Genomic DNA, 12,570 nt, shown 5'->3' with positions numbered 1-12,570 from the left:
AAAAATATTATTTAGTGAACATTAGTCTCTTTCTTCTCACGATTTCACGCTTAATCAATACAAACTCTCTGCTAGCTTGACCAGATACCGAAGTGTTTTCTGCTGCACGACGGAATAAATATGGCATTACTGCTTCAATAGGACCATAAGGCACATATTTAGCTACATTATAACCTGCTTTTGAAAGATTGTATGAAATGTTATCAGACATTCCTAAAAGCTGTGCGAAATAAAAATGTTTATCGGTAGGGTCGATTTGATTTTTTTTCATTAAATCTACCAATTGCTTACAGCTAAACTCATTGTGTGTTCCTACGCATAGTGAAATATTATCACGGTTTTCTACGCAGAAAACTACGCCTAAGTTATAATCATGGTCAGTAGCTGCTTTAGTTTCATGAACAGGCTCACAATAGTTTTCCTCATGTGATCTTTGGCGTTCTTTTTCCATATAAGCACCACGCACCAATTTTACGCCTAGTGAAAAATGCCCATCTCGAGCTTGTTGAGTTGCCTCTTTTAAGTTTTGCAACATATCTTTTCTATACATCTGAAAAGTGTTGTAAACGATACACTGCTCTTGGTTGTATTTCTCCATCATCCCATAGGTAAGGGTATCGATGGTATCTTGAATCCAAGATTCTTCAGCATCCACAAAAATTCTTACATTCAAGGCGTGTGCTCTTCCACAGAGGATATTCATTCTTTCTCTTACTCTTTCAAAGGCTGCCTTCTCGTCGTTGCTTAATTCCTCTTCATTTTGGATTTTTTCCAATAAATCCATACTCGCAATGCCTGTTACTTTAAATACGGCGAAAGGAATAGCAATATTCTCATTAGCTTTTTCAATCGTCAAGAGGACTTCTTGCGTAGTTTTGTCAAAACTTTTTTCGTTATCTTCCCCCTCTACAGAATAGTCTAAAATTGTGCCAATATGAGATTTGTCCAAATTTTCTATTGTCTTGTTACATTCTTGTAAGGTTTCTCCACCACAAAACTGTTCAAATACAGTAACTCTTATGAGTTTTTTTATGGGAAAATGAAGAAAAATAAAGAGTTTGATAAAAAAAGTCCCTAACTTTACGAGCCAATTCTGGTTCATGCTTGCGAAGAGTAAATATATCTTCTTCAATTGTAAGTTAGATTTTGAAGAAAAAGCAATTGAGGTGTCTTCAAAACTAACTTTTGTGGACTCCATAAGGGTTGATGTGGCTGGCATTTTGGTCATGTTACAGACGAATAATCGTATATAAATTAAAACTGAATGATAATTTATTGATTGATAATCAGTTTAATATGATTTAGAGAGTCGTCAGTTGTTTTACTTAAACGTGCAAATATAGCATATTAGAATAATACAAAAACAAATTTTATCGGATTAAATTTTTTAATGCTATAATTTGATGAATTTTAATAACATAGACTGGGTTATATAAAATAAACCTTTCACAATGTTAAATAAAATTTTGATTAAGTTGATACGATTTGTTACAAAATAATGTTTTGAAAATTTGTTAATTGTTGTTTAAAAATTATTTAATATTTTTTAGAAGATACATCAATCTGACTCATAAAAATTGATAGTAATTAATAGATAGCAGTTGATTTTACTTAATACTGTTTGCCAAATGAACGCAAATTTAGATGTAGTGCCGATGCAGGAATGGATTAAAACTGACGGCAAACCCTTGATTATCGCAGGTCCATGTTCAGCCGAGACGGAAGAACAAGTGTTGGAGACTGCTAATAGAATTAAAGCAGAAGGATATGCCCATATCATGCGTGCAGGTGTGTGGAAACCACGCACACGTCCAGGAAGTTTTGAAGGAATGGGAGAACCAGCTTTAAAATGGCTTGTTGAAGCAAAAAAACAAACTGGATTACCATTAGCTATCGAAGTAGCAACTCCAGAACATATCGAACTTGCTTTGAAGTATGGTGTTGATGTATTATGGATTGGTGCTAGAACAACAGTGAACCCTTTTAACGTACAAGATTTAGCTGACGCTTTGCAAGGTGTTGATATTCCTGTATTGGTTAAAAACCCTGTTAACCCAGACTTAGCGCTTTGGGTAGGTGCTTTTGAACGTTTGCAAGGTGCTGGTATTAAAAAATTAGGTGCTATCCACCGTGGTTTTTCTAATGCTCAAGAAGTAAAATACCGTAACTCGCCAATGTGGCAAATGGCTGTTGAGATGAAACGTTTGTTCCCTCAATTACCAATCATCGGTGACCCATCGCACATGGCTGGAAAACGCTCTTTGTTGATGGAATTATCTCAAAGAATTCTTGATTTGAATTATGATGGGATGATTATTGAAACGCACCGTGACCCTGATGCTGCTTGGTCTGATGCTTCGCAACAATTAACACCAGAAGCATTAGGTACAATGTTACGCGAATTAGAAGTACGTCAAGCAAACTATGGTGCTGAATTTACAGACGAATTAGCTGCATTGCGTGCTAAAATTGATAACATCGACCGTGAATTAATGGAAGTGTTGGCTGCTCGTATGGCTGTTGTTGAAAAATTAGGCGAGTACAAACGTGATAACAACGTAGCAGTATTACAATTAGACCGTTGGAAACAACTACATACTGACCGTGCTAAACAAGCAACAGGATTAGGGTTGTATCCAGAATTTATTGAAGAATTATTCAAATTGGTTCACTTAGAATCAATTCGTAAACAAACAGAAGTAATGAGCTCTACAGTAGCTTAATTGTTCTGAATAGAATAGAAAAGGGGTTGTTTCAAATTTGAAACAACCCCTTTTTATTTTATCGTATTAACCTGTAAATCAGGATGGCAGTTCTTTGAACCAATTTCGGAAATTCCTTGATGTTCATTGTCTCGCCTGGTGCATGAGCTCCTTTGCCCGATGCGCCAAGGCCATCTAAACAAGCCATGTATTTAGCAATATATGAAATATCACCTGCACCTCTTGAACCTGGGTCACCCGCCTTTACTTCGCCCAAGCCTAAATCCAAACTTACTTTATTAATAACAGCAAGCAAGTTTTCGTTTGTTGGCGTAGGCTCCATCGCGGGAATGCCGTCTGAAAAAGTAATTTCCGCTTTGGTTTTATTCAAACTTTGCGAAACTATTTCTTTCATTCTGGCTCTCGCATTTTCTTTTTGGCTTTCTGTTAAGAACCTCAAATCTCCTGAAACCATCACTCTTGGCGAGATGATGTTATCCTTCCCGATAGTTTCTTTATTATCATTGATTTCAGAACCGCCCATAATTAAACCGGGATTAAATGTTAGGTATTTTTCGGTACTTAATTTTTCTCTGAATTCATTTAATATTCTAGCGGCCTCATAGATGGCTCCGTAACCAGATTGTTGACTAAATATAGTAGACGAATGTCCCATAACTCCCTTTACATTTAATTTCCATCCACTAGAGCCTCTACGAGCAGTAGCAACAGTGTTTAAATTGACGGCAGTTTCAAAAGCTAAAGCTATATCGTTGGTTTGGGCTCTCTCTATAAAGTCTTTTCTACTAACGCTAGTTGGGCGACCTGCGCTTTCTTCATCGCCTGTAAAGTAAGCCGTTAAAGTAGTGTTTTCAAGCAAGCCATTTTGATGAAGGGCTTTCAAGGCTGCTAGTAAAACGATGTCACCGCCTTTCATGTCGTTTACCCCTTGCCCTGTAACCGTAGAATCGTTTAAATAAGTATAGGGCGTAAAAGTCATTGCCTTTTCAAAAACAGTATCTAAATGACCAATCAAAAATAGTTTTTTACCAGCTTTCCCTTTTCGTTCTGCCACTAAATGCCCTGCTCTATTCAAAGAATCGGGCAAAGAAACCCATTCTGTTTTAAAACCCAAGTCATCAAACTCTTTTCTCAGGATATTTCCAACCTCTCTGACTCCTTCTTTATTAAGTGTTCCGCTATTAATATTGACAATCTTTTTAAGCAATGCCTCAGTTTGGGGCATTTGTTGCTCAATATATTCCGCAATTTTTTTCTCGGTTTTGTTTAGTTGCTGAGCATTCGAAAAATGACCAAACAATGCTAATAAGCCAATGGTTAATACAATTTTTTTCATATTCTATATTTTATTTACCCTAAAGTATAGAATATTTGACGAAATCGGAAACGATAAAATGTGCTTGGAACGATTTTATACCCATTTTTTTTTAGATGTATAAGCCTAATTAGCTTTAATTTGGTTTCGGACTTACGATAAATATAAAATTTATCAATCTACAAATTGTCATATAATTAATTTAAGTCACTCTTTAAAGATATCAAGTAGAACTTATCAAATCTCTTGTTGACTTATTTTAAGATTAAGTTTTTTATAAACAAATTTTGAGTACTTGCAAGCTATTTTATGCTTGTAGTAAAGACAAATCATGACAATTATGTAATTTTTTTATAGTATTTTCGTTCCAAATTTTAATAAGCAATTAGCATAAAAACTAAAAGTATGAAAAAAATAATTTTGTTTGCCTCATCAATTGTAATCATGTCTTCGTGCGTGAGTAAGAAAAAATTCGCAGCTGCTCAAGCGGAATACGCTAATTACAAAGCGAGCACAGAGAGTACTCTTGCTAAAGCAAAAGCTGACTTAAATGACTGTGATAAGACAAGAGCAAGCTTAGAAACTGACTTAAAATCGAAAGACAGTGAATTGCAAGCTAAGATTAAGCAGTTAAAAGGGTTTGAAGACCAAATTGACTACTTGAAAAAAACTAATACTAATTTATTAGACAGAATGTCTGACCTATCAGTAGTTAGTAAAGCAGGTGCTGAGAGCATTAAAAAATCTTTGGAAACTTTGAACGATCAAAGCAAATATATCAAAGATTTGAACTCTTCAGTACAACGCAAAGATTCTTTAAATTTAGCTTTAGTAATGACGTTGAAACGTTCATTAGCTGATGTAAATGATGAAGATGTAACTGTAGAAGTGAAAAAAGGAGTTGTTTATATCTCAATTTCTGATAAAATGCTATTCCAATCGGGTAGTGCTGTAATCAACCAAAAAGCTGAAACAGTGTTAGAAAAAGTGGCTAAAGTTGTGAATGATCACAAAGAATTAGACATTTTAGTTGAAGGTCATACTGACAGTGTGCCTATCGCTACTGACTGTTTGAAAGATAACTGGGATTTAAGTACAAAACGTGCTACTTCAGTTGTTCGTTTATTACAAACTAAATTTAGCGTATCTCCTGAGCGTATGACAGCTGGTGGTCGTTCTGAATTTGCTCCAAAAGATTCAAACGAAAACAGTGCAGGTCGTAAGTTGAACCGTAGAACTGAAATCATCGTAACGCCTAAATTGGATCAATTCTTCCAATTATTAGCGAACGGTCAAGGTAAATAATTTGAAAGTAAAAATGTGAAAAGGTAATATAATAACCTCATTACATTTATATATTTCAACCATAAAAATAGGCTGTCTTCATCTCGAAGACAGCCTATTTTATTATTTATCACTTAGCATAATAGGGGTATTCCCTTTCCCACCTAATATGATTATTTTAGCATTAGGCGAAAGAGCAATGTCCTTCTGAGCTTTAATAGACTCGTATTGTAATTGCTTGTCACTTAGTCCAGTAGAAAGAATTTTCTGGTAATCTGCTATACCTTGTGCTTCAACACGCTTACGTTCTGCTTCTTGCTTCTCTTTCTGAAGGACAAATTGCATTTTTTGCGCTTCCTGTTCTGCATTGATTTTTGATTCAATCGTTTGCTTTACTGAAGTAGGCAAATTGATATTTCTGATTAATAATTGTTCAAGCAATAAGCCTCTTCGAGATAAATCTTTTTCGATAGATTTGAATATTCTCGTTTGAAATTCATCCCTTTTAGTAGAATAAAGTGCTACGGCATCATAATAAACAGCATTATCTCGGATTTTTGTTCTGGTGATTGGTCTCACGACTTTATCGTTATAATCTAAACCAATTTCTTTTAGAATCTTCGGCGCATCGGCTGGAACTACTCTGTATAAAACAGTGAGGTCAATAATTACCTCCAAACCATCCGCCGTTAATACCCTAATGGCATCGTCACCTTCTTTACCTCCCTCATCATGCACTGCCGACATCGTGTAGTTTTGTGTCTTGATATCGAAAGTCTGAACTTCTGCCAGAGGATTCACAAAATTCAGTCCGCTCGATAATGTATTAGGATTTACATTTCCGAATATCGACTGTACGCCCACTTCGCCTGCATCAATTTGTTTAACTCCTGAACTAAGCACCCCAATAACAATGATTACGCCACCAATAACTTTTACAGGACGCGAAAAACGAGCACTCGCTAACGATGGTGTATTAATGGCAAAGCCTACCACTAAAATAATAGCACCTAGAATAATTAAAAACATGGTTTTGGTTGATTTAAGTTTAATTTTTCGAGTTGTTTTCTAGGCAAGTATAAACGACATTATGTGAAGGGTAATTTGTGAGCGGTTTATCACCGCAGTTTAAAAGGACTAATCACTAAATCACTCATTCATTAAATCACTCAATGACTTAAATGCCTGAAAACAAAAACAGTATCAAATATTAACTACTTGATACTGTTTTATCCTGAAATAGTATGGATGGTAAGCTTGAAGGACAGAGTGTATAATTGAGGTGCTGTAAAATAATTCAACATGTAATTGTTAATAATGGATACCTAAACGTTGATAAATGAAACTCATTAGCCAAGCAGGGCCAATCATCAGAAATAATAAATCTTTAAAAAAAGAAGGTTTTTTACCCTCTATTTTATGCCCCCAAAATTGCCCTAGCCAAGCTAACACAAAAATAGTTAGGCATACTTGCCACAAAGGAACGATGGCAGAATTTTCTATAAGGTAGCAAAGCAACACACAGGTAGTAGCAAATAAAAATAAGCCAGCCGATAAGGATTTCGACAAATTGAAGTAATAAATCATCGTAAGTGTTAATACAATCAGTGCAACATTTCCTTCGATGTCTCCGATACTGAAAAAAGAAAGCTTTATGCTATAGAGTAGTCCTAATAAACTAAAAAAAATAAGGGGTACACAAATCCAATGGACGGTTTTGTTTGTGGGGTTTTTATGGCTCTCTCCGTATTCGTCGAGCCATTGGTTAATTGTCTTCATATGTGTATTAGTGATTTAAGGTTAGTTGATTGCAATAATACTAAATATTCTCTAAATAAGACAATTTTATGTTTACTTTTTTGTATTATTCTTCTATAATCTAATTTACATTTTTTTGACATATAAAAGATAATTTCATTTCATCCATTTTAAATTCTTTATCTTCGTAAAAAGGATAATTTTTAACGCTAAAATTTTTTAACAAAGTGTTTATTGAACCGTATCATCACCAACATCAACTAAATGGGAAAAAGGCAGGCTGGATTGAAGTAGTCTGTGGATCAATGTTTTCTGGAAAAACAGAGGAGTTAATTCGTAGGTTAAATCGTGCAAGGATTGCTAAACAAAAAGTAGAAATTTTTAAACCAAGTATTGATACTCGTTATCACGACGAAGATATTGTTTCACACAATGCTTCTTCAATTCGTTCAACACCCATTCATTCGTCAGAGATAATGCTTTTGCTTGCGGGAGACTGTGATGTAGTTGGCGTAGATGAAGCTCAATTTTTTGATGAAGGAATCGTTGAAGTAGTAAATACATTGGCTTTTAATGGAAAAAGAGTAATTGTGGCGGGGCTGGATATGGATTTCCAAGGAATACCTTTTGGCCCAATGCCAGCCTTGATGGCTATTGCAGAATACATTACAAAGGTTCATGCTGTCTGCATGGTTTGTGGTGATGTCGCTAATTATTCATATCGCAAAACTGCGGGACAAGAGCAGGTAATGTTAGGAGAAACAGATAGCTATGAAGCAAGATGTAGAAAATGTTTTCATTCATAATTTAATGATGTATGTCCGTTCCCAGCTATAACACAGCTACTTTTACACTAAAAAATGCACAAAGGGTTAGCTTCAACCTTTTTGGTATTGCTGTTTTAATAAGCATTATTTTAAGTTTTCAGACTTCAGTATTAGCCCAAGTGCCAATAGGCACTTGGCAAACATATTTCAATTACTCTACTGCCAAGGATGTCGTTATAGTTAAAGATAAGATTTATTGTGTGACCGAGAATGGCTTCTTCTATTATGATAAAGCTAATAATGAATCCATTAAATTATCTAAAATTGATGGATTGTCTGAAACAGGGATTATAAAAATTGCTTATTCTGCCCATCAAAATACATTAATTGCTGCTTACCAATCTGGAAATATCGACTTAATCAAATTGAATGAACAGGCCGAGCCTGCTAAGATTTCGAATATTTCATTATTGAAAGAATCTAGTTCAATACAGGATAGCAAAATTGTAAATCATATTGCTATCAATGGAAATACCGCTTATTTGGCGTATGATTTTGGGTTGGTGATACTTGATATTGATAAAGAAGAGATTAAAGAAACCTATCAAAACTTAGGTGAAAGCGGAGCATCCATAAAAATATATAAAACTGAATTTTCAAGCGATTCTATATTTTTAGCTACTTCTGTGGGTATTCGTAAAGCAAAATTTGCCATAAATGTCAATTTGCAGTTTTTTGGTAATTGGTCTTCCTTAAATACAGAACGAAGTACGTTAGTTAATTGGCAAAATGGACTCATCATTGCTGCTGAAACAGGGAAAGTTTCGTCCTATCTCAATGGAAAATCATCAGGGATTTTAATACTTCCCAATAAAATTGAAGTAATCGATAAGATTGTAGGTAACAAGTATTTTGTTATCACCAATGGCACATTAAATATTTTGGATATGGATTTGCTCACATTTAGTAAAGTAGCAGATTCAAAAATCAAACAGCCTAAATTCCTACGGACAGATGCCCAAGCGAAGTATTGGTTAGCAGATTATCAGAATGGACTATTAAGTAATTTAGAAGGAAATTATAAAAGCTATAGTCCTACTAGTTTAGATACTTTGTATCAAACCCGAAAAGATTCTGTCGTAGTCGACGACGGAGGGAATACTTGGATTCGTGGCAGTGGGTTTGGTGGAATTATCGTAAAGAATACCGCCAATCAGCAAAAATTTATTACCACAGGCACAGGCTTTGGAAATTTACCTAGTACGAATGTAAAAACGTTGGCATTGGATAAAGACGGACAAATGTGGGTAGGTACTGATAAAGGAGTTGTCGTGTTTGATAGCCCTGCCTCAGTATTTTCAGGTAAAAATTTTGATGCTTATACACCCGTTTTTGAAAGAAGACGTTTGCTTGGTAATGAGACAGTCACCTCTATCGGAATAGATGGCGGAAATAGAAAGTGGATAGGTACATTGAACGGAATCTTTTTATTTAATTCAGACGGTACAGAACTAATCACAAACTTTACCGAAATTAATTCCCCCTTGCCTTCTAATAACATAAATTATATCACGCCTGAGCCACAGTCTGGTAATGTCTTTATTCGTACCTCAAAAGGCTTGGTTTCATATAGAGGAACAGCAACGGAAAGCACTAACAGCCAATTAGATAATACAGTAAAAGTATTTCCTAACCCTGTTCGTCCAGATTTTGAAGGACAAATCGGTATTGAAGGATTAGTGGAAAATGCTTTTGTAAAGATTACCGATGTTGTAGGAAATTTGGTGTATGAAACAAGAGCAAACGGAGGCACTGCTGTTTGGAATGGAAAAACATTGGATGGAAAAAGAGTCGAAACAGGCGTTTACTTGATTTTTTCTGCTAATGCAAAAGGAGAGGAAACCTTAGTAAGTAGGTTGGCAGTAGTAAAATAGTTTTTATTGTAAAATTTTATCAAGCAAAGATTAAAGAAAAAGGGTTCAGAAATATAACTTCTGAACCCTTTTTCTTTAATCTTCTAACTTAACATGTCCCCAGTTTTCACCAGAACGAATTCTGTTGAGCTGCGTATGAGTGATGCCAAATTGCTTGGCAATCATTTTTAATCTGTTTTTATCTGACCTTAGCATTTTTTTAATCATAATTACTTTGCTTTCAGTCAGCTTGTAATTTTTAGTACGCTTTGGAATAACCCTGTCTTTTACGGCTGGGTTTTCGCGATTATGGATTGTCATCTCATCGCGAGTTACCCATTTTAAGTTTTCCCAATAGTTATTTAGCTTGTCGTGATCAAGATGAATAACAAATTTTTGTTCTTCGTTTTGTTTCTCTACAAAGAATTCTGCAACAAGTTTGTGAACATACCTATTAAGGGATTTATTTCCTTTGGCTCTGATATTAAGCGATCTGTATCCTTGAATTTTTGAGCCATTGATGATATCTCCTTGAACGGGGTCATTCTGAAAACTTTTCAAGCGTCCATAGTTGGAAACTTTATAAACAGGAGGGTTCTCTACTTCTTGAAAAGGAATATCTACCCATTTTTCATTCCAAAAACTAGCGCTTTTTTTGGTTCCTAAATTGGTTTTTTTGTCTATCATTTGTTTTGTTTAAAGATTTTTGTGGTTATTTTCTATGTTAAAACTATGAGATTACTCAAATGTTTTAAAAAAGATAACGGTAAATACTATATTCTCCTTTTTCTAATGAGTTAATCCTGATGTTGCCTGTATTATAAGATAAATTTGCTTGCTGATTATTACTATAAATAAGTTCTAAATGCTTTGTAACTAATATATCTTCAAAAGATATTTCAGCGCTTTTGTTCTCTGTATCTAAATTTACGATAAATAGATAAAGAGGGTTCTCTGCCTGAGTCCAAATGATTACCTTATTTTTCCCTTCAAAATCTGGTGGAATAAGCCATTTGGTTTGCTGATTTCCTATCGATAAAGTTATTTCTTCCGAAATTTTCCTTAAAATAGTCAATGCCTTAAAAAATGCCCCATTTTTACCCCACTGATATTTTGTATGAGTTGCTTTAGGCCCTTTTGTAAGCTGAAACACATATAATTTAGTATAATACTCGTTTGGTAGGGGAGTATTGTGTAAATCTCTCTGTTCAAAGCCCAAACTCATATACGAAGGCATATCACTCAAAAATAATGCCATGAAAATTCTAATGTCATTTCCTTGCAAATAAAATTCATCAAATCTCGGATCGTCTTTGTCTGCTGTAATAATTGTAAAGTTGGGAGCAAAAGTACAGCGTTCTAATAATGAATGATAACGAGCAAAAGAGGTAACAAATTTTTCAGAACCCAGTACCATCGATTGTAAATCGCCTAAAGTACTATCTGCATCAGACCCTTGTAGGTGTTCTTCTTCCACACCATAAGCCATTGTATTGGGCGGAGCTAAAAAACTCTCTGCAAAATACGAAAAAGTTGGTTTTATTTCACAAATAATCTTTTTGATATATTTGTGGATATCATAATATTGGTCTAGGTCAGCAGGCGTGCCTTGTTTCCTTAACTGCACATGCGACATATCACCACGCATGAAGTCAAAATTATAATGTTGGGCGAAGCCTAAATATTTTTGTGCTGCATATTCCCAAACTTCTTTTCTTGGTTTCGAAAAATCAATTTCCCAATGTTGGTTGTTATCTAAACTCTCATATAGTTTAAATCTGGCAAGTGGTCCAAAAACCCTAGACATCCCTTCGGGCTTTGAGATACAGTAATCCCTCCATACACGCCCGTCTTCATCAATCGTTTTGGCTTCATCACGCTTATCTACCTCCAACCCTCTATAAGGCGGAGCCATTGTAGCAGGCACAGGCTCAAGCCCTTCATGATATAAATGACTGATTAATTGATTGCGTTTTTTATTTCTATCCCAAAGGTTATCTTTTTCACCAAACAGCACTTTTAACCGTTGTTCTTCTGGAAAGTAAGCATTATTAAAAAAAGTCTCCGTTTCTTGAGGATACTGTGTTTCAGTAGCAGGCCTATACTGATGAATAAAAGCTAGAATTTGTTCCTGAACTTTTTTGTGTAAGTCGGCATCATGGTTGATAATTTCAAAGTCTTTTCTTTGTAACCATTCAAAAAACTGAGGATTGGCTAATGCTATTTCAGAATACCTATCGGTGTGGGGAATCACATCCATTCCAACTGTTTTGCCCATCAGGTGTAAAAGATTAGTCACTACCTTCAACTGTTTTTCTACCGTATCAAGATGAGGATATGTTCTCGCTAAATCTTCATCAAAAAACTCTGGATTGATATTCCAGCTTGCCATTCCATACAAACTAGCTACCACACCACATTCCCAAATAGGCAGTAAATGAATAGAAGACTGAGAAGAAGGTAGGGTTAATGCATATTTTACTACGTTAAAGAAACTACTAATGGTACGAACATTGATGCCCACCATGTTGACGGTTTTTATCCATGTAGTATCTGTGTGATGAGCAATTGGGCTTTGAACGGTGAACGACGTATTGAGTGCTTGATATAATGCTGCCTGACCGAAACGTTTTTCTAAAATATAAAATAATTGAATAGCAGGCATGGATATTGATTGTTCAGGCAGTAGCCCTACAATAAAAGAATCTTTTTGGCTTGTGTATGCCAAGATAGCCTCTTGTTGATGATTCGTCCAGAATTGACTCAATTCATCATAAGAATCAGGAATGTGCATAGATTATATGTTGTAT

10 protein-coding genes are annotated in these 12,570 nt (G+C 35.1%); 4 read left to right on the top strand and 6 right to left on the bottom strand.

Annotated elements, in window-relative coordinates; genetic code table 11:
• Nucleotides 1-7 precede the first annotated feature (7 nt).
• Nucleotides 8-1,198: a proline dehydrogenase family protein gene (locus AC07N0_RS12170; RefSeq protein WP_492803012.1), complete on the bottom strand. Its 1,191-nt coding sequence runs from the start codon at nucleotides 1,196-1,198 to the stop codon at nucleotides 8-10.
• A 430-nt stretch (nucleotides 1,199-1,628) separates the two neighbouring features.
• Between AC07N0_RS12170 and AC07N0_RS12165 the strand changes: the two genes are divergently transcribed.
• Entirely contained in the window at nucleotides 1,629-2,723 is a 1,095-nt protein-coding gene (locus AC07N0_RS12165; protein WP_494589372.1) for a chorismate mutase, read from the top strand.
• Nucleotides 2,724-2,781: 58 nt separating this feature from the next.
• Here the strand turns inward: AC07N0_RS12165 and AC07N0_RS12160 are convergent, their stop codons facing one another.
• Nucleotides 2,782-4,059, bottom strand: coding sequence for a M20/M25/M40 family metallo-hydrolase (locus AC07N0_RS12160; RefSeq protein ID WP_494589371.1), 1,278 nt, complete (start codon nucleotides 4,057-4,059; stop codon nucleotides 2,782-2,784).
• Between the two features lie 384 nt (nucleotides 4,060-4,443).
• Between AC07N0_RS12160 and AC07N0_RS12155 the strand changes: the two genes are divergently transcribed.
• Nucleotides 4,444-5,343 carry an OmpA/MotB family protein gene (locus tag AC07N0_RS12155; RefSeq protein ID WP_492803017.1) on the top strand — a complete coding sequence of 300 codons (900 nt, stop codon included), beginning with the start codon at nucleotides 4,444-4,446 and terminating at the stop codon, nucleotides 5,341-5,343.
• A 102-nt stretch (nucleotides 5,344-5,445) separates the two neighbouring features.
• On the opposite strand, the gene AC07N0_RS12150 is transcribed toward AC07N0_RS12155, so the two are convergent.
• On the bottom strand, nucleotides 5,446-6,351 hold the full coding sequence (locus tag AC07N0_RS12150) for a prohibitin family protein (protein WP_494589370.1): 906 nt from the start codon (nucleotides 6,349-6,351) through the stop codon (nucleotides 5,446-5,448).
• A gap of 282 nt (nucleotides 6,352-6,633) precedes the next feature.
• Nucleotides 6,634-7,101 carry an Mpo1 family 2-hydroxy fatty acid dioxygenase gene (locus tag AC07N0_RS12145; protein WP_492803021.1) on the bottom strand — a complete coding sequence of 156 codons (468 nt, stop codon included), beginning with the start codon at nucleotides 7,099-7,101 and terminating at the stop codon, nucleotides 6,634-6,636.
• Nucleotides 7,102-7,307: 206 nt separating this feature from the next.
• Here AC07N0_RS12145 and AC07N0_RS12140 point away from each other — a divergent pair, with 206 nt between their 5' ends.
• Nucleotides 7,308-7,886 carry a thymidine kinase gene (locus tag AC07N0_RS12140; RefSeq protein WP_494589369.1) on the top strand — a complete coding sequence of 193 codons (579 nt, stop codon included), beginning with the start codon at nucleotides 7,308-7,310 and terminating at the stop codon, nucleotides 7,884-7,886.
• A gap of 11 nt (nucleotides 7,887-7,897) precedes the next feature.
• Nucleotides 7,898-9,781 (top strand): type IX secretion system anionic LPS delivery protein PorZ, encoded by a 1,884-nt coding sequence (gene porZ / locus AC07N0_RS12135; RefSeq protein ID WP_494589368.1) that lies wholly within the window; start codon nucleotides 7,898-7,900, stop codon nucleotides 9,779-9,781.
• A 75-nt stretch (nucleotides 9,782-9,856) separates the two neighbouring features.
• Here the strand turns inward: porZ and AC07N0_RS12130 are convergent, their stop codons facing one another.
• Together AC07N0_RS12130 and AC07N0_RS12125 are read right to left on the bottom strand one after the other, a co-directional pair.
• Nucleotides 9,857-10,447 carry an HNH endonuclease gene (locus tag AC07N0_RS12130; RefSeq protein WP_492799985.1) on the bottom strand — a complete coding sequence of 197 codons (591 nt, stop codon included), beginning with the start codon at nucleotides 10,445-10,447 and terminating at the stop codon, nucleotides 9,857-9,859.
• A gap of 64 nt (nucleotides 10,448-10,511) precedes the next feature.
• Nucleotides 10,512-12,554: a hypothetical protein gene (locus tag AC07N0_RS12125; RefSeq protein ID WP_494589367.1), complete on the bottom strand. Its 2,043-nt coding sequence runs from the start codon at nucleotides 12,552-12,554 to the stop codon at nucleotides 10,512-10,514.
• Between the last annotated feature and the right edge of the window lie 16 nt (nucleotides 12,555-12,570).

Source organism: Arcicella sp. GW821-FHT09D11, assembly GCF_059416265.1.
Note: the sequence above shows the minus strand (reverse complement) of the source record. Positions and strands in the feature narration are given on the sequence as shown.